The following is a 16,925-nucleotide window of genomic DNA, read 5'->3' on the forward strand; positions in this document are numbered from 1 at the left end:
TCAGCGTTTCAATCCCCATCTTTGCAGATTACCGCTCCCCGGCACCGGCTGATGCGGCTGGATGCGCAAAGGCGGCCGCCGCCTTTGCGCGCCGGGAGTGAAAATTCTCCCTCAGCGACGGCCCGATTTCTCTTGCGCCGCCGCGTTTTGCCCTCGTCAGCCTGTCCGGCTCCGGAAGCGGTAGAACGCTCCGGCGGGAAATAAAATCGCCCCGGCAGGATAAACCGGCCGGGGCGTTAGCGGGGTCAGATCAGAAATTCCAGGTCAGACCAACCGTGTAGCGACGTCCGTCGAGAACGGTGTCGTAATTTTCATAATCGATCTGCTTATCAAGAAGGTTATACACGCCCGCGGTTGCCAGCAGATTTTTGTTGACGTTATAGCGCACGCCCACGTCCACCTGGGTGTAGGAGGGCTTGCCCTGCGACATGGAGGCCCGGCTCAGGTATTCCGAGGTTTTACCGCGGAAGTTGAGGCGGCTCCAGAAGCCCAGATCCTGGGTAGCCTGCCAGTCGAGAGTGGTGTTGAACATATGCTTTGGCATTTTGTTCAGCGGCTTACCGGAGAACTGGCCGCTTTTTTGCTCAGACTCCGTGTAAGTGTAATTCGCCGTCCAGTTAACCTCAGGGGTGATCTTCCAGCCAAAGGTGGACTCCACGCCGCGCATATTGGCTTTATCCACGTTGACGCGATCGCTGACGAAGTCGTACTGGGTGCCGCCGATAGCGCAGGCCGGATCGTCTTCGCAGCGGCGTACCTCGCTGATTTTGTCCTTGAAGTCCGTATTGAACAGCGTGACGCCGGCGTTGAGGTTATCGCCGTTGTCCCACAGCAGGGCCAGCTCCTCGCTCACGCTTTTTTCCGGCTTCAGGTCCGGGTTGCCGACGATAATGCCGTTGCGGCTGCCGCCGCCGGTGACCTGCCCCCAGCCGGCGGTGGACTGGCGCAGATCCGGCGCGCGATAGCCCGCCGAGACGCCGCCTTTTAAGGTCCAGCGATCGTTGATATGCCAGACGCCATAGCCACGCGGGGTCCAGTTGTCGCCGTAGTTCTCGTCCTTATCCATGCGGATGCCGCCGGTCAGGGTAAAGTTGTCGGCGATCGCCCACTCATCTTCGGCGAACAGCGCCCAGCTCCAGCGGGTCAGCTGGCTGAGATCCTGATAGGCTTTCAGCTGGTTGCCGGCGTCGCTCAGCTTCTCGTAGCGGTACTGGCCGCCCAACGTCAGGGTATGGGCACCGAGGAAGATCTGATTCTGGGTGTTAAAGAGGGTGTTGTAAGACTTCATGCTACGCCCCGGGTTGTTGGTCTCTTCCCGCTGCAGATAGCTGGTGGTGTTGAAATCGTCGTAGTAGCCGCTGTGGGTCACGGAGTAAGTGGTGTGCTCATAGCGGCTTCTGCTTTCGGTATTGGGCTTACATTTTCCTTTGGAGCAGGATTCCGTGGCTTTTGACTTGCCGGGGGTGCTGTTGCGGTCCTGCAGCTCGCGGGCGATGTCGAAATCGATGTCGTTTTTGTCGTCTGGGGTGAAGCTCAGCGTCAACGCGCCGTTGCGCAGGCGCTGTTCGTTATAGCCGTTGACGATCTGGTCTTCCGCGCGCCGGGAGAGCAGCCCGGTCACCTTCGCGCCCAGCAGGCCGTCAATCAACGGGCCGGCGGCGTAGGCGTTGGTCTGGTAAATATCGCCGGAGTCGCGGTCTTCCTGAAAGGTGGCGTCGCCGTGCAGCGAGCCGTTCCAGCCCTGGGTATTGGAGATTTTTTTGGTGATTACGTTAATCACGCCGCCCATTGCGTCAGATCCATACAGCGATGACATCGGCCCGCGGATCACTTCGATGCGCTCAATGGACTCCAGCGGCGGCAGCCAGCCCTGTTCGATGCCGGAGTTATCGCTGTTCGGCCGGGTGGTGCGGGTGCTGATGCGTTTGCCGTTGACCAGAAAAAGGGTGTACTGCGAGCCCATCCCGCGAATGCTGATGTCGCTGCTGCTTCCGCCGCCGGTCACCACCACGCCGGGCACATCTTTCAGCGCATCGGTCACGTCGCGGTAGGCTTTGTCCTCCAGCTGCTGTTTGCTGATGACGGAGATAGAGGCGGGAGCGTTCTGGATTTTCTGTTCAAACCCCGTTGCGCTGACCACCATCGTATCCTGGTCGGCCGCGTAGACAAGCGATGGGAGGCTGGCTACGCACACGGCGGCAGCGAGAGCCTTAACGTGAAATCTGGTCATTTTGTCATTCCATTCAATAATAAAACCGTGCGCCGGGAAAAAGCGTAGTGACGGTATGTATTTGTCTTTTAAGAACTCTTTTAGATAAAGCAGCGAGGGAATTGTACAAAAGTATGAAGTTTTGTAAACACTAATGATAATCAAAATCATTTGATTTGTCTGAGGGTGCTGCGAAAAAGATTAGAAATCAAGCAGATAAGTTCCGATAAAAATGAAGAAATAATGAAGAAAAAGTGAGGAAACGCGGAAGATGCTGGGGCGGGTGGAACAGAGAGGGAGAGCAGTGCCCTGACAGGCACCGCTCGCGAACGCACAGACGCGCTTATTTGAGCAGATACTGCGCGTGAAAGCGCAGATGCTCCTCAATAAAAGAAGCGATGAAGTAATAGCTGTGATCGTAGCCGGGCTGAATGCGCAGGGTCATTGGCCAGGCCTTCTGCCGGGCGGCCTCCGCCAGAACGGCGGGCTGTAGCTGCCCGGCCAGAAAGGTATCGTTGTCGCCCTGGTCGATAAGGGTTGGGATCGCCTGTTCCGGGCGGCTGGCGTACATCAGGGCGCAGCTGTCCCATTCGGTCCACGCTGAGCGATCCGCGCCCAGGTAGGCGGTGAACGCCTTCTCGCCCCAGGGCACGCGGCACGGGTTGACGATCGGCGCGAAAGCGGAAACGCTGGCGTAGCGGCCCGGATTTTTCAGCGCCATGATCAGCGCCCCGTGGCCGCCCATTGAATGGCCGCTGATGGCCCGGCGATCGCCGAGCGTAAACTGCGACTGAATCAGCGCCGGTAGCTCATCGCGCAGGTAGTCATACATCCGGTAGTGTGCCGCCCAGGGCTGCCGCGTGGCGTTGAGATAAAACCCGGCACCCTGGCCCAGATCGTAGCTCTCGTCGTCGGCCACCGCGTCGCCGCGCGGGCTGGTGTCGGGCATCACCAGCGCGATCCCCAGCCCGGCGGCCACGCGCTGCGCGCCGGCTTTGCTGGCGAAGTTCTCGTCGGTGCAGGTCAGGCCGGACAGCCACCAGAGCACCGGCGGCGGCGCGCCGTCGCGGGGAGGGGGAAGAAAAATAGTGAAGGTCATGGCGCAGTTCAGGGTGCTGGCGTGGTGCCGCCAGCGCTGCTGCCGACCGCCAAAGCAGCGGTGCTCTTCGAGCATTTCCATGCAGGGCTCCTTATTATCGTCAACCGGGTTGCGTTTGCTGAAGCTCATCATACAGATTATTTATCTCTTGGTGCCCCGCTTTCACGCTCCTGATAAAGCAGTATGCTCCATTATCGGCGTCGCGCTACCCGTCCGTGCGGTTTCAGCCCGGCGTCGTCCGGCTGATTTCAACAATTATCGCGCCGCAGACTGGATTATGTGCGCCGCCTCACGCACAATAATCGGGCTGTAAACCAGCCCGAAACTTTGCCCCACGCAGGGCGGAGACGCCACACCTGCAGGAGAAAAATAATGTCATCACTCAGTAAAGAAGCCGCTCTGGTTCATGAAGCGCTGGTTGCGCGGGGGCTGGAAACGCCGCTGCGTCCGCCGGTGCTTGAGATGGATAACGAAACGCGCAAGAGCCGGATCGCCGGCCATATGACCGAGATTATGCAGCTGCTGAATCTTGATTTGAGCGATGACAGCCTGACGGAAACCCCGCACCGCATCGCCAAAATGTACGTTGATGAGATTTTCTCCGGCCTTGATTACGCGAATTTCCCGAAGATCACCGTGATTGAAAATAAAATGAAGGTTGACGAAATGGTGACGGTGCGCGATATCACCCTGACCAGCACCTGCGAACACCACTTTGTCACCATCGACGGCAGGGCGACGGTGGCCTATATCCCGAAGGATTCGGTGATCGGCCTGTCGAAAATCAACCGCATCGTGCAGTTCTTCGCCCAGCGTCCCCAGGTGCAGGAGCGTCTGACCCAGCAGATCCTGACCGCGCTGCAGACGCTGCTCGGCACCAATAACGTGGCGGTCTCCATTGACGCGGTGCACTACTGCGTGAAGGCGCGCGGCATTCGCGACGCCACCAGCGCCACCACCACCACCTCCCTCGGCGGGCTGTTTAAGTCCAGCCAGAACACGCGGCAGGAGTTCCTGCGCGCCGTGCGACATCATAACTAAGTAAGGCAGGGGTCCATGACGCGCAATGTGACGCTGGATTTTGTTCGCGGCGTTGCCCTTCTGGGGATCCTGCTGATGAATATTAACAGCTTTGGCCTTCCCCAGGCGGCGTACCTGAACCCCGCCTGGCGCGGCGTCCCGGCCGCGGGCGACGCCTGGACCTGGGCGGCGATTGGCGTTATCGCCCAGGGCAAATTTCTCACTCTCTTCGCGCTGCTGTTTGGTGCCGGCCTGCAGATGCTGCTGCCGCGCGGCAAGCACTGGATCCAGTCGCGCCTCACGCTGCTTGTTCTGCTGGGCTTTATTCACGCGCTGCTGCTCTGGGAAGGCGATATTCTGCTGCCCTATGGCCTGATTGGGCTGATCTGCTGGCGGCTGGTGCGCGACGCCGCCTCGGCGAAAAGCCTGTTCAATACCGGAGTGCTGCTTTATCTGGTCAGCGTCGGCGTGCTGCTGCTGCTGGGGATGATCCCCATCAATGAAGCCGGCGACGCCTGGTCACCGGGAGCCGCCGCCGTATATGACGAAAAGCTGTGGAAGCTCGGCGGCGGGCTGGAGGCCGTCTGCAGGCGGGCCATCATGCTGGCGGACCAGCTGCTGTCGCTGGGAGCGCTGTACGGCTGGCAGCTGATGGGGACGATGCTGACAGGCGCGGCGCTGATGCGTAGCGGCTGGCTGAAGGGGCAGTTCCCCCTGCGCCACTACCGTCGCACCGGCGCGCTGCTGGTCTTCAGCGGCGTGGTCATCGTCCTGCCCGCCGTCGCCGCGCAGTGGCATCTCGGGTGGCGGTTCTTCTGGGGCACCTGGCCGCTGCATATCCCGTTCCAGCTTGCCGCGCTGCTACAGGCTATAGGCTATGCCGCGCTGATATTCGGCTACTGGCCGCAGCTCTGCCGCCTGAGGATCGTGTTGGCGGTGGCCTGCGTCGGGCGTATGGCGCTCACTAACTATCTGCTGCAGACCCTTATCTGCACTACGCTGTTTTACCGGTTCGGTCTGTTCATGCAGTTTGACCGCCCGACGCTGCTGCTTTTTGTGCTGCCGGTGTGGCTGGTGAATATTCTCTTCTCGGCGATTTGGCTGCGTTTTTACCGCCAGGGGCCGGTGGAGTGGCTGTGGCGTCAGCTGACCCGGCGCACCTCGGGAAGCTCGTTGCCGCATACATATGGATAACGATCTCGATCACAATCATTAACAAAAATGATGTAAACGCTCCCATTAATGTGACTCCTCTCACGCAGATCCGGCCCTGGCGCTGACAAAATAGCGGCCAGCCGCTGTGCAACCTCCAACAGGGCCGTACCTATGATCACCATTCGCGATGTGGCGCGCCAGGCCGGCGTTTCCGTGGCGACCGTCTCCCGCGTGTTAAATAACAGCCCGCTGGTCACTCCCGATACCCGCGAGGCGGTCAGGCAGGCGGCTGCGCTGCTGGACTACCGCCCGAACGCCAACGCTCAGGCGCTGGCCAGCCAGGTAAGCGATATCATCGGCGTAGTGGTGATGGACGTTTCGGACCCCTTTTTCGGCGCGCTGGTAAAGGCCGTTGATATGGTGGCCCAGCGCCATCGAAAGTATGTGCTGATCGGCAACGGCTATCATGAGGCGGAGAAAGAGCGCCACGCCGTTGAGGTGCTGATCCGCCAGCGCTGCGGCGCGCTGATTGTTCATGCCAAGGCCCTGAGCGATGAGGAACTGAGCGCGTTTATGGCGCAGATCCCCGGTATGGTGCTGATCAACCGGCTGGTGTCCGGCTACGCTCACCGCTGCGTCTGCCTGGATAACGCCAGCGGGGCGAAGTTGGCCACCCGGATGCTGCTCGACTGCGGACACCGGCGCATTGGCTATCTCGCCTCCAGCCACGGCATCGAAGATAACGACAGGCGGCGGGAGGGCTGGCGTCTTGCGCTGCAGGAGCGCGGAATTACGCCACCCGACGGCTGGATCGGCACCGGCTCGCCCGATATGCAGGGCGGGGAGGCGGCGATGGTGGAGCTGCTGGGGCGCAACCCCCAGCTTAGCGCCGTGTTCGCCTATAACGACGGCATGGCCGCCGGCGCGCTGGCCGCCCTGAAGGATAACGGCATCGCCGTTCCGCGACACCTCTCTCTTATCGGCTTCGACGACATTTCCATTGCCCGCTATACCGATCCGCAGCTGACCACCGTGCGCTATCCCGTGGCTTCGATGGCGAAGCTGGCGACCGAACTGGCGCTGCAGGGGGCGGCGGGCATCCTGAATGACGCGGCGACGCACTGCTTTATGCCAACCCTGGTACGCCGCCATTCGGTGGCGTTATCGCAGGCCGCGCCGGATGTAACCGCTTTCAATCTGTGAGTAAATTCACAGTATATTAACATTGCGCTCGTTATGATGGCCTCGCCTGCGCCATCGTAACGTTCGCGCAACGATGATTAAACAATTCTGGTAAGAACAGGGCGCGTTAAGCGGTCAACAGCGCGGGTTCTGGCGCGCTACCGGGCAAGGAAGGCGGTTATTTAGATCTGTACCCCTGGCGCTACTTAACATGGTTTTAACTTGTCGTCCCGCCAGGCGTTTATCTCAGGCACTACCCTGCATAATAAAACCGGAGATCCCATGAATAAGAAGGCGTTGATCCTGGCTGCCGTAATGGCGGGCTTGTTATTCGGCACCGCAGCCCATGCCGCCAACACCCGCATCGGCGTGACGATTTATAAATATGACGATAACTTTATGTCCGTGGTGCGTAAGGCGATTGAGGCGGACGGGAAGGCGACGCCTGGCGTTCAACTACTGATGAACGACTCCCAGAACGATCAGTCCAGACAAAACGATCAGATCGACGTACTGCTGGCCAGGGGCGTAAAGGCGCTGGCGATTAACCTCGTCGATCCGGCCGCGGCGGGGACGGTTATCGAGAAGGCGCGCGGGCAGAACGTGCCGGTGGTGTTCTTCAATAAGGAGCCGTCCCGCAAGGCGCTGGACAGCTATGACAAGGCTTATTACGTCGGCACCGACTCGAAAGAGTCTGGCGTTATCCAGGGCGATCTGATTGCCAAACACTGGGCGGCGCACCCGGACTGGGACCTGAACAAAGACGGACAGATCCAGTTTGTGCTGCTGAAGGGAGAACCGGGCCATCCGGACGCCGAGGCGCGCACCGCCTGGGTGGTAAAAGAGCTGAACGAGAAGGGCATCAAGACCCAGCGGCTGCAGCTGGATACCGCCATGTGGGATACCGCCCAGGCCAAGGACAAAATGGACGCCTGGCTCTCCGGCCCGAACGCCAGCAAAATTGAGGTGGTTATCGCCAACAACGACGCCATGGCGATGGGGGCGATAGAGGCCCTGAAGGCGCATAACCGATCCAGCGTACCGGTGTTCGGCGTGGATGCGCTGCCGGAAGCGCTGGCGCTGGTGAAATCCGGGGCGATGGCCGGGACGGTGCTTAACGACGCCGGTAATCAGGCGAAGGCCACCTTTGAGCTGGCGAAGAACCTCGCCGACGGCAAAGGTGCGGCTGACGGCACCCGCTGGAAGCTCGACAATAAAATCGTCCGCGTTCCCTACGTCGGCGTGGATAAAGACAACCTGGCTGAATTCAGCAACAAATAGCGCGGGCGGGCGCGGTCTCGCCGCGCCCGTTCTTTACGCACCCGGCGAGGCCCACAGGGTAATATTATGGACACCACTACTACTCCGTCGTCAGGCGAATACCTGCTGGAAATGCGCGGTATCAGCAAATCCTTTCCCGGCGTTAAGGCGCTTGAAAACGTTAATCTGAACGTTCGCCCGCACTCTGTTCATGCCCTGATGGGGGAGAACGGCGCGGGGAAATCCACCTTATTAAAATGCCTTTTTGGCATCTATCAAAAAGATTCCGGCACCATCTTATTTGAAGGTAAAGCGATCGATTTCCACTCCGCGAAAGAGGCGCTGGAAAACGGTATTTCGATGGTGCATCAGGAGCTGAACCTGGTATTACAGCGTTCGGTAATGGATAACATGTGGCTGGGGCGCTACCCGACCAAAGGCCTGTTTGTCGATCGGGAAAAGATGTACCGCGACACCAAAGCCATATTCGACGAGCTGGATATTGATATCGATCCGCACGCCCGCGTCGGCACCCTGTCGGTTTCGCAAATGCAGATGGTCGAAATCGCCAGAGCGTTTTCTTACCATGCCCGCATTGTCATTATGGATGAACCCACCTCTTCGCTAACGGAAAAGGAGGTGAACCATCTGTTCACCATTATCCGCAAGCTGAAGGCGCGCGGCTGCGGCATTATCTATATTTCGCATAAGATGGAAGAGATCTTTCAACTGTGCGACGAGGTCACCGTGCTGCGTGACGGCCAGTGGATTGCCACGCAGCCGCTGGACGGGCTGGATATGGACAAAATTATCGCCATGATGGTGGGCCGCTCGCTGAACCAGCGCTTTCCGGACAAAGAGAACCAGCCGGGGGAGGTGATCCTGGAGGTGCGTAACCTGACCTCCCGACGCCAGCCGTCGATCCGCGACGTCTCATTCGATCTGCGCAAGGGCGAGATCCTCGGCATTGCCGGTCTGGTGGGCGCAAAGCGCACCGATATTGTTGAAACGCTGTTTGGCATCCGCGAGAAGTCGTCGGGCACCCTTACCCTGCACGGCAAACCAATCCACAACCATAGCGCCAATGAGGCCATTAACCACGGCTTCGCGCTGGTGACCGAGGAGCGCCGCTCAACGGGCATCTATGCATACCTGGACATCGGCTTTAACGCGCTGATCTCCAATATTCACCGCTATAAAAATAGCGCCGGGCTGCTGGATAATGCCCGCATGAAAAGCGACACCCAGTGGGTGATTGACGCCATGCGGGTTAAAACGCCGGGCCATCGCACCTATATTGGCTCGCTGTCCGGCGGCAACCAGCAGAAGGTGATTATCGGCCGCTGGCTACTGACGCAGCCGGAAATATTAATGCTGGATGAACCCACCCGCGGTATTGACGTGGGGGCGAAGTTTGAAATCTATCAGCTTATTGCGGAGCTGGCGAAGAAGGGCAAAGGGATCATTATTATCTCCTCCGAAATGCCGGAGCTGTTAGGGATAACCGATCGTATTCTGGTCATGAGCAACGGCCTTGTCTCCGGAATTGTTGACACCAAAACGACCACGCAAAACGAAATACTGCGTCTTGCGTCTTTGCATCTTTAGGCTCGGGGATATTCATGGGCGCGTTAAATAAGAAAAGTGTGCTGACGTACCTGAAAGAGGGCGGTATTTACCTCGTTCTTTTTATTTTGCTGGCGATTATTATCTTTCAGGACCCCTCGTTTTTAAGCCTGCTTAACCTGAGCAATATCCTGACCCAGTCCTCGGTGCGGATTATTATCGCCCTCGGCGTGGCGGGGTTGATCGTCACCCAGGGCACCGATCTGTCGGCGGGGCGGCAGGTCGGCCTGGCGGCGGTGGTGGCCGCCACGCTGCTGCAGTCGCTGGAAAACGCCAATAAGGTGTTTCCGGATATGGCGACCCTGCCCATTGCGCTGGTGATCCTGATTGTCTGCGCGGTGGGGGCCATTATCGGCCTGGTGAACGGCATTATTATCGCTTATCTGAACGTGACCCCGTTTATCACCACCCTCGGCACGATGATTATTGTCTACGGCATCAACTCTCTCTATTACGACTACGTCGGAGCCTCGCCCGTTTCCGGTTTTGACAGCGGCTTCTCCACCTTCACCCAGGGGTTTATCGCGCTGGGCAGCTTCCGGCTTTCATATATCACCTTCTATGCGCTGATTGCGGTGGTTTTCGTCTGGGTGCTATGGAATAAAACACGCTTTGGCAAAAACATTTTCGCCATCGGCGGCAACCCGGAGGCGGCGAAGGTTTCCGGGGTTAACGTGGCGCTAAACCTGATGCTGGTATACGCGCTCTCCGGCGTGTTTTACGCCTTCGGCGGCCTGCTGGAGGCCGGGCGCATCGGCTCGGCCACCAATAACCTGGGCTTTATGTATGAACTTGACGCCATCGCCGCCTGCGTGGTGGGCGGCGTGTCGTTTAGCGGCGGCGTCGGCACCGTGCTCGGCGTGGTCACCGGGGTGATTATCTTTACCGTCATCAACTACGGCCTGACCTATATTGGGGTAAACCCGTACTGGCAGTATATTATCAAGGGCGGCATCATTATCTTCGCGGTAGCGCTGGACTCCCTGAAGTACGCGCGCAGGAAGTAGCCCAGCCAGCGGCCCGCCGCGTTAATCCGCGCGGGCTACGACTCTCTACCGGGCGCAATAGAGTATAAGGCCGATCGCGGCGAGATCGATAAGCGTACGCGGGAGCAGGGGAGGGGCGAAGATAAGCGACTCGTCATGTCGCCAGACCGTTGTCCGCGGCCGAAAATACGCCCCGATGACGCTTTTTTTCAGGCACGGTAATTGTCGAAAAGCTCCCAAAGGAAGGTCAGTCCAAAGACCGGGGACACGACAACCCCTGTCGTATCCATCTTGTCAGCCTGCCGGCGCTATTTTTCCTGTTTTTTCTGTAGCTCCAGCAGCTGTTCGGGTGTGACCGCCGGATAGCCCTGAGCGTCGTCAGGCACCTGATGCTGGCTGGGGATTGGCACCAGCGGGCCTAAAAAGCGCGGCTCGCGTTTAAAAATCCACAGATCCGCCAGCGCCCCGAACCGGGCACCAAATTCACGTATGCGCACCGACAGCATATTTTTCGGCGAAGGCACCGCATAGCACTGCGCCTGAATACCCATATGCAGGGCGATAAACAGCGCGCGCTCGCAGTGAAAGCGCTGGGTGATGATGATGAAGTCGTTGGTATCAAAGACCTTGCGGGTGCGTACGATGGAGTCCAGCGTGCGGAAGCCGGCGTAATCAAGGACGATATCCGCCGGATCGACGCCCCCGGCGATAAGATCCCTGCGCATGGTGCGCGGTTCGTTATAGCTTTGCATGGCGTTGTCGCCGCTGAGCAGCAGATAGTTAACTTTGCCGCTGTTGTAGGCGTTCAGCGCCCCCTGAATACGGTAGCGGTAATACTGGTTGATTGCCCCGGTGCGATAGTATTTGGCGGTGCCCAGCACCACCCCTACCTGGCGCCAGGGCAGATCCCGCAGCTCATCGTAAATATAGGGGGCGGTTTTCCAGCTCATCCATCGGTCAAGGCCCAGCACGATCAACAGCAGCAGACCAATCAGGGCTAACAGGCTGGAGAGGATGCGCTTTAACATGACGTGGGCCCGACGCAGGTGAAAATTTGATTCAGGCTACTGTACCCGACGGCGTAGCGCAAGAAACGGCGAGCCGTTTGCGGCGATTTTCAGCAAAGCGCCGGATGAAAATCAGTATCCGGCGGCGTTGCGAAAACCCGCCCCTTTTAGCCCGGCGGCCCCTATGCGAGCCTGAGGGCTACCCATTCGATCTGCTGACAGCCCAGCGCCTTCAGGGTGGCGGCGGTGGCCTCCCACTGGCTGAGCGCGGTCCCGGTTTTTTCCGCAAGGATCGCGCGCTGAATATCCGGGTAGTCATAGCCGTTAAGGTTAAGCAGGTTCAGCGCGCCCTGCAGCGGCGGCAGCGACGGGTTGAAAGCGGCGTTTTCGGCATAGCTGCCGCTGAAGATAGCGCCGTCCTGACACGCCAGCGCCAGGCCGCTGGGGGAGCGGCTGTAGGGCATATGGCTGCGGTTCGCCGCCGCGATAGCCGCCCTCGCCAGGGCATCGCCTTCAGGGATAAAGCCGTGATGCTGTTCGTCCATCAGCAGGGTGGTTATCTGCAGATCCCTGGGGCCGAACGCATCCGGCAGATAGTCGCCCAGGGGGCGCGTCTCGCGTCCCGGCAGATGAATGCGCAGGTCAAGGCCGCTGTTCAGCTCGTTCATAAACTGGCGGCAGTGGCCGCACGGGGTGTAGTTGACGGTAATGGCGGACAGGCCTTTTTCACCGCGCAGCCAGGCATGGCCGATAGCGCTCTGCTCCGCGTGTACGGTCTGCTGCAGGGTAGCGCCGATAAACTCCATATTGGCACCAAAATACCAGTTGCCGCTGACGCCCCGGGCGATGGCTCCGACGTTAAAAGCGGAGAGATCGGCGCGCGCGCAGGCGGCGGCCAGCGGCAGAAGCGCGAGGGCCAGCGCGTCGTCGTCCAGCCCAGAGGCTTCCCGCAGCGCCGAAACCTGCTCCGCGTGCAGCAGGGCGGGAAAGTGCCTGTCCGCCAGCAGCGGAGCCAGCGCGGACTGCAGCTCCGGCATAAGCTGACCAAAGGCAGTTTGAAAACGGGGATGCATGGCGTTGCCTCATAACAATGTAACGGGACGCCAGTTTACGGACCCACTGGCCGGTTATGTGTGATCTGCATCCCACTAAAGTTGCAAATTATGAAACCTAAAGGGGAAATGTGCGAATAACCGCATATTCTAGCCCACCACCGAGAGGATCACCGGAAAGAGCACCGGGGCGACCAGCGAGGTGATAATCCCGCAGATAACCAGCGCCAGGGAGCTGAAGGCCCCTTCCTGATAGTCCAGCTCCGCACAGCGGGCGGTGCCGAGGGCGTGGGAGGCGGTGCCCATCGCCAGCCCGCGAGCGGCCTTAGTGCGGATACGCATCAGGTTGAGCAGCGTATGGCCAAATACCGCGCCGAGGATGCCGACGAAAATCACGCACACCGCGCTCACCGCCGGGATGCCGCCGATGCTGCTGCTCACCGCCATGGCGATAGGGGTGGTAACCGACTTCGGTATCACCGACGCGGCGATCTGCGGGGTGGCCCCCATCAGCAGCGCCACGGAGGTGCCGGTGACCATCGCCACCACGCTGCCGACGAAGCAGATGGTGATAATGGACTTCCAGCGGGCGCGGATCTGGTGGATCTGCTCATACAGCGGATAGGCCAGCGCAACGACGGCGGGCTGCAGCAGGTCGTTCAGCAGCTCGCTGCCTTTGAAGTAGTGTTCGTAGGAAATGCCGGTAAGCATCAGGAACGGGATAATCACCAGCATGGAGATAAGCAGCGGATTCAGCAGCGGAAATTTAAAGCGTGCCGCCAGCCAGCGCGCGGCGAAGAATACCGCAAGGGTTAGCGGCAATGACCACCAGATATATGCCATCATTTTTTGGCCTCTTTCTGCCCAATGACTTTACGTTCACCATGCACCAGATGCGAGCTCCAGCTCACCACCAGGAAAACCACCAGCGTACTGATGGCGCAGGAAACCACTACCGGACCAAACTGCGCGCGCAGCAGATCGAAATACTGCATCACGCCGACACCGATCGGTACAAACAGCAGCGCCATATAGCGGATCAGGGCATAACAGCCGGGGTTGACCCACTTCGCCGGAATAATTTGCAGCGCCAGCAGCACAAACAGGAGCAGCATACCGATGATGCTGCCGGAAATGGTGATGGGGAGCAGGGACGCGACGTAAATTCCCGCGTACAGGCAGGCGTAGATCAGGATGAAAGCGCGTGCATATTGCCAGATGAAATTTAATGTCTTACTCATGGCGTAATTCCTTAATGAGAAGGATTCATCATACAATTAATCTCTAAAATGTGCTATGGATCACATCATGATTTGTTAGCATACTCCCTATAGACAGCAGGAACACGCGCTCTTTGCCCGGCCTGCGGGCGACCCGGTAAAGCCATAACGCAGCGCTGACCGTACAGAAAGCATAGAGAGCTTATAAAGACTTTGCGCATACTTTAGCGGGCGCACCAACGCATCGCGTTTTAAGCGCCCTTCAGGGAGGGCAGCGCGGCGTACTGCCTTATTTATCCCGCTACAGAGTTTAAGCCGATAGTGTTCCGCGCCCGGCCCTTTTAAGGGCGGGAAAGAGACGCTACCATAGCGCCTCTTTTCTTTGCGGATAACACTATGCGTGTGCTACTTGCGCCGATGGAAGGCGTACTCGACTCGCTGGTACGCGAGCTTCTGACCGAGGTAAACGACTACGATCTGTGCATCACCGAGTTTGTGCGGGTAGTGGATCGGCTGCTGCCGGTTAAGGTCTTCCACCGCCTCTGCCCGGAGCTGCACAACGGCAGCCGCACCCCCTCCGGCACCCCGGTGCGGGTACAGCTGCTGGGACAATATCCGCAGTGGCTGGCGGAGAACGCCGCCCGCGCCGCGGAGCTTGGCTCCTGGGGCGTCGATCTGAACTGCGGCTGCCCGTCGAAAATGGTCAACGGCAGCGGCGGCGGGGCGACGCTGTTAAAGGACCCGGAGCTGATTTATCAGGGGGCAAAAGCCATGCGCGAGGCGGTGCCGTCCCATCTGCCGGTGACGGTAAAGGTGCGCCTCGGCTGGGACAGCAGCGAGCGCAAGTTTGAGATTGCCGACGCGGTCCAGCAGGCGGGGGCCACGGAAATGGTGGTGCATGGGCGTACCAAAGAGCAGGGCTACCGGGCGGAGCATATCGACTGGCGGGCCATTGGCGAAATCCGCAGGCGGCTGAAGATACCGGTGATCGCCAACGGTGAAATCCGGGACTGGCAAAGCGCCCGGGCGTGCATGGCGGCAAGCGGCTGCGACGCGGTGATGATCGGCCGCGGAGCGCTGAACGTGCCTAACCTCAGCCGGGTGGTAAAAGATAACGCGCCGCCGATGCCGTGGCCGGAGGTGGTGGCGCTGCTGCAAAAATATACCCGACTGGAGAAGCAGGGGGATACCGGACTGTATCACGTGGCGCGGATCAAGCAGTGGCTGGGGTATTTACGCAAGACGTATCCGCAGGCGACCGCGCTGTTCCAGGCGATCCGCGCGCTGAATAATTCGCCTGATATCGCGCGGGCGGTTCAGGCGCTTCGCTGCTGAAAAGCCGGAAAGGGCGCAGCGCCGCCTTCCGGCCCTGCCGCAGCGTTAATCCGACGCGCGGTCAGAAAATCATCTTAAATACGCCGGTCACCACCAGCAGCCCAATCAGAAAAATAATTAAAATTACCCACAGCAGAATTTTCATCGCCTTTCCTTTTTCGCCAGGTTCAGGGCAAGTATAGGAAAAGAATGTGCGTTCCGCCCGCCGCCGCCGGTCGCTTCTATACTTAGGCGGTGTCCCTTACCGTTCACGAGTGTCGCAAGGCTCTTGACGCCAGCCCCGGTGAAGGAATACAGCCCGGCCCTCTGAGGCCCTGACTAACCCGGAGAACGGTATGGCAAACGTGGCGATTGTAACGGCATCCGATTCAGGCATTGGCAAGGCGTGCGCGCTACGGCTGGCGCGTAATGGATTCGATATCGGCATTACCTGGCACTCTGACGAAGAGGGGGCGCGGGAAACGGCGCGCGAGGTGCGGCAGTACGGGGGGCGGGCGGAAACCCATCGCCTCGATCTCAGCCAGCTTCCTCACGGGGCCGGGGCGCTGGAGGCGCTGATCGCGCGGCTGGGGCGCATCGACGTGCTGGTGAATAACGCCGGCACGATGAGCAAGGCGGCGTTTCTTGAGACCTCCTACGCCGACTGGCGAAAGATCTTCACGGTGGACGTTGACGGAGCCTTCCTCTGCGCACAGCTTGCCGCCCGCCGGATGGTGGCCCAGGGGCAGGGCGGGAGAATCATCAATATCTCCTCGGTACATGAGCATACGCCGCTGCCGGAAGCCTGCGCTTATACCGCCGCCAAGCACGCGCTGGGCGGCCTGACCCGGTCGATGGCGCTGGAGCTGGCGGCGCATCGCATACTGGTTAACGCCGTGGCTCCGGGGGCCATCGCCACGTCGATGAACGATCGGCAGGATGGCGACGTCAGGCCCGGAGAGGAGCCGTCGATTCCGCTGGGTCGCATGGGCGCGCCGGACGAGGTGGCCAGCCTGGTGGCCTGGCTCTGTTCGGACGACGCGGCTTATACCACCGGCCAGTCGCTGATCGTGGACGGCGGGTTTATGCTGGCCAATGCCCATTTTAAGCCGGGCGGGGGCGGTTAATCCCTCTCCCTGCTGCGACGCTTCAGCCACCAGCGCACGCCCACCACCAGCGCCACGGCCAGAAGCAGCCAGATCCAGTGCTTAAGATGCTTGTCCAGATCGTGCAGCCACGGGCCGATGGCTTCGCCGCCGACGTAGCCGAGGCTGGTAAAAATCAGCGCCCACAGCAGCGCCCCGACGATATTGAGCGGCAGAAAAATTTTTGGCGGCAGCCGGCTGGCACCGATCATCAGCGGGCCGATAATGCGAAACCCGTACATAAAGCGGGTGCCAATGACGAACAGCCAGGGGTGGCGCTGGATCAGCTTCTGCGCCCGGCGGATCCGACCGCGATGGCGGGCGAAGCGGCGCAGGAGTCGGCCGCCGTAGCGGCGTCCCAACAGCCAGAGCAGCTGATCGCCAATCATCCCCCCCAGCGCCACGGAGAGCACCACCAGCGGGAATCTGAGTAATCCCTGATGGGCCGCCACGCCCCCCAGCAGGGTAATGGTCTCCCCTTCGGCCATGCTGCCAATAACCAGCGCGGCATAGCCATAGTGTGAAATAAGGCTGTTGATATCCATACGTTGTAATAACCTCCGCTCTTTTCAGCATACATCCTGAACGCCGGCGCTGCCGGATGCCGGTGAAATCGTTGACGCAGCGGCCCGTCAACGGCGGCTGCCGCT

Annotated in this window: 16 protein-coding genes; 8 read left to right on the plus strand and 8 right to left on the minus strand. The window is 59.8% G+C overall.

Features of this window, described 5'->3' with window-relative positions:
• Positions 1–250: 250 nt before the first annotated feature.
• On the minus strand, positions 251–2,230 hold the full coding sequence (locus tag GJV78_RS16930) for a ligand-gated channel protein (RefSeq protein ID WP_155109447.1): 1,980 nt from the start codon (positions 2,228–2,230) through the stop codon (positions 251–253).
• Between the two features lie 322 nt (positions 2,231–2,552).
• The gene (fghA, locus tag GJV78_RS16935) at positions 2,553–3,389 is read right to left on the minus strand and encodes an S-formylglutathione hydrolase (RefSeq protein ID WP_155109448.1); all 837 of its coding nucleotides are present in this window, start codon (positions 3,387–3,389) and stop codon (positions 2,553–2,555) included.
• Positions 3,390–3,680: 291 nt separating this feature from the next.
• On the opposite strand from fghA, the gene folE reads away from it, so the two are divergent.
• From folE to mglC, 6 genes are all read left to right on the plus strand, one after another.
• Positions 3,681–4,349, plus strand: coding sequence for a GTP cyclohydrolase I FolE (gene folE, locus GJV78_RS16940; RefSeq protein WP_155109449.1), 669 nt, complete (start codon positions 3,681–3,683; stop codon positions 4,347–4,349).
• 15 nt (positions 4,350–4,364) lie between these two features.
• Positions 4,365–5,522 (plus strand): DUF418 domain-containing protein YeiB, encoded by a 1,158-nt coding sequence (gene yeiB / locus GJV78_RS16945; protein ID WP_155109450.1) that lies wholly within the window; start codon positions 4,365–4,367, stop codon positions 5,520–5,522.
• A 132-nt stretch (positions 5,523–5,654) separates the two neighbouring features.
• Positions 5,655–6,686 (plus strand): HTH-type transcriptional regulator GalS, encoded by a 1,032-nt coding sequence (galS, locus tag GJV78_RS16950; protein WP_155109451.1) that lies wholly within the window; start codon positions 5,655–5,657, stop codon positions 6,684–6,686.
• Positions 6,687–6,947: 261 nt separating this feature from the next.
• A complete protein-coding gene (mglB, locus tag GJV78_RS16955) occupies positions 6,948–7,946 on the plus strand; it encodes a galactose/glucose ABC transporter substrate-binding protein MglB (protein WP_155109452.1) in 999 nt (332 codons plus the stop codon).
• A 66-nt stretch (positions 7,947–8,012) separates the two neighbouring features.
• Positions 8,013–9,533: a galactose/methyl galactoside ABC transporter ATP-binding protein MglA gene (mglA, locus tag GJV78_RS16960; RefSeq protein WP_155109453.1), complete on the plus strand. Its 1,521-nt coding sequence runs from the start codon at positions 8,013–8,015 to the stop codon at positions 9,531–9,533.
• A gap of 14 nt (positions 9,534–9,547) precedes the next feature.
• Positions 9,548–10,558, plus strand: coding sequence for a galactose/methyl galactoside ABC transporter permease MglC (mglC, locus tag GJV78_RS16965; RefSeq protein ID WP_155109454.1), 1,011 nt, complete (start codon positions 9,548–9,550; stop codon positions 10,556–10,558).
• 287 nt (positions 10,559–10,845) lie between these two features.
• Here mglC and sanA read toward each other — a convergent pair whose 3' ends face one another.
• From sanA to GJV78_RS16985, 4 genes are all read right to left on the minus strand, one after another.
• Positions 10,846–11,565 carry an outer membrane permeability protein SanA gene (gene sanA, locus GJV78_RS16970; RefSeq protein WP_155109455.1) on the minus strand — a complete coding sequence of 240 codons (720 nt, stop codon included), beginning with the start codon at positions 11,563–11,565 and terminating at the stop codon, positions 10,846–10,848.
• A gap of 161 nt (positions 11,566–11,726) precedes the next feature.
• Positions 11,727–12,617: a cytidine deaminase gene (gene cdd, locus GJV78_RS16975; protein ID WP_155109456.1), complete on the minus strand. Its 891-nt coding sequence runs from the start codon at positions 12,615–12,617 to the stop codon at positions 11,727–11,729.
• Positions 12,618–12,746: 129 nt separating this feature from the next.
• A complete protein-coding gene (locus GJV78_RS16980; RefSeq protein ID WP_155109457.1) occupies positions 12,747–13,442 on the minus strand; it encodes a CidB/LrgB family autolysis modulator in 696 nt (231 codons plus the stop codon).
• Positions 13,439–13,837 (minus strand): CidA/LrgA family protein, encoded by a 399-nt coding sequence (locus GJV78_RS16985; RefSeq protein WP_155109458.1) that lies wholly within the window; start codon positions 13,835–13,837, stop codon positions 13,439–13,441. The genes GJV78_RS16980 and GJV78_RS16985 overlap by 4 nt, the downstream gene beginning before the upstream one ends.
• Before the next feature lie 375 nt (positions 13,838–14,212).
• Between GJV78_RS16985 and dusC the strand changes: the two genes are divergently transcribed.
• Complete coding sequence (gene dusC / locus GJV78_RS16990) at positions 14,213–15,151, plus strand: tRNA dihydrouridine(16) synthase DusC (protein WP_155109459.1); 939 nt, start codon at positions 14,213–14,215, stop codon at positions 15,149–15,151.
• A gap of 61 nt (positions 15,152–15,212) precedes the next feature.
• Here dusC and yohP read toward each other — a convergent pair whose 3' ends face one another.
• A complete protein-coding gene (gene yohP, locus GJV78_RS24290) occupies positions 15,213–15,296 on the minus strand; it encodes a small membrane protein YohP (RefSeq protein WP_015572324.1) in 84 nt (27 codons plus the stop codon).
• Between the two features lie 190 nt (positions 15,297–15,486).
• Between yohP and GJV78_RS16995 the strand changes: the two genes are divergently transcribed.
• Positions 15,487–16,257, plus strand: coding sequence for an SDR family oxidoreductase (locus GJV78_RS16995; RefSeq protein ID WP_155109460.1), 771 nt, complete (start codon positions 15,487–15,489; stop codon positions 16,255–16,257).
• On the opposite strand, the gene GJV78_RS17000 is transcribed toward GJV78_RS16995, so the two are convergent.
• Positions 16,254–16,820, minus strand: coding sequence for a DedA family protein (locus GJV78_RS17000; RefSeq protein WP_155109461.1), 567 nt, complete (start codon positions 16,818–16,820; stop codon positions 16,254–16,256). The two genes, GJV78_RS16995 and GJV78_RS17000, sit on opposite strands and share 4 nt — an antisense overlap.
• Positions 16,821–16,925 lie beyond the last annotated feature (105 nt).

This window comes from Intestinirhabdus alba, from assembly GCF_009711095.1.
GTDB classification, from domain to species: Bacteria; Pseudomonadota; Gammaproteobacteria; order Enterobacterales; family Enterobacteriaceae; genus Intestinirhabdus; species Intestinirhabdus alba.

Excerpts from the sequence above, each read along its gene's own strand:
- folE (WP_155109449.1), top strand. The coding sequence starts at position 3,681 with ATGTCATCACTCAGTAAAGAAGCCGCTCTGGTTCATGAAGCGCTGGTT.
- galS (WP_155109451.1), top strand. The coding sequence starts at position 5,655 with ATGATCACCATTCGCGATGTGGCGCGCCAGGCCGGCGTTTCCGTGGCG.
- cdd (WP_155109456.1), bottom strand. The coding sequence starts at position 12,617 with ATGCATCCCCGTTTTCAAACTGCCTTTGGTCAGCTTATGCCGGAGCTG.
- mglB (WP_155109452.1), top strand. The coding sequence starts at position 6,948 with ATGAATAAGAAGGCGTTGATCCTGGCTGCCGTAATGGCGGGCTTGTTA.
- fghA (WP_155109448.1), bottom strand. The coding sequence starts at position 3,389 with ATGGAAATGCTCGAAGAGCACCGCTGCTTTGGCGGTCGGCAGCAGCGC.
- sanA (WP_155109455.1), bottom strand. The coding sequence starts at position 11,565 with ATGTTAAAGCGCATCCTCTCCAGCCTGTTAGCCCTGATTGGTCTGCTG.
- yeiB (WP_155109450.1), top strand. The coding sequence starts at position 4,365 with ATGACGCGCAATGTGACGCTGGATTTTGTTCGCGGCGTTGCCCTTCTG.
- dusC (WP_155109459.1), top strand. The coding sequence starts at position 14,213 with ATGCGTGTGCTACTTGCGCCGATGGAAGGCGTACTCGACTCGCTGGTA.
- mglC (WP_155109454.1), top strand. The coding sequence starts at position 9,548 with ATGGGCGCGTTAAATAAGAAAAGTGTGCTGACGTACCTGAAAGAGGGC.
- GJV78_RS17000 (WP_155109461.1), bottom strand. The coding sequence starts at position 16,820 with ATGGATATCAACAGCCTTATTTCACACTATGGCTATGCCGCGCTGGTT.
- mglA (WP_155109453.1), top strand. The coding sequence starts at position 8,013 with ATGGACACCACTACTACTCCGTCGTCAGGCGAATACCTGCTGGAAATG.
- yohP (WP_015572324.1), bottom strand. The coding sequence starts at position 15,296 with ATGAAAATTCTGCTGTGGGTAATTTTAATTATTTTTCTGATTGGGCTG.
- GJV78_RS16980 (WP_155109457.1), bottom strand. The coding sequence starts at position 13,442 with ATGATGGCATATATCTGGTGGTCATTGCCGCTAACCCTTGCGGTATTC.
- GJV78_RS16930 (WP_155109447.1), bottom strand. The coding sequence starts at position 2,230 with ATGACCAGATTTCACGTTAAGGCTCTCGCTGCCGCCGTGTGCGTAGCC.
- GJV78_RS16995 (WP_155109460.1), top strand. The coding sequence starts at position 15,487 with ATGGCAAACGTGGCGATTGTAACGGCATCCGATTCAGGCATTGGCAAG.
- GJV78_RS16985 (WP_155109458.1), bottom strand. The coding sequence starts at position 13,837 with ATGAGTAAGACATTAAATTTCATCTGGCAATATGCACGCGCTTTCATC.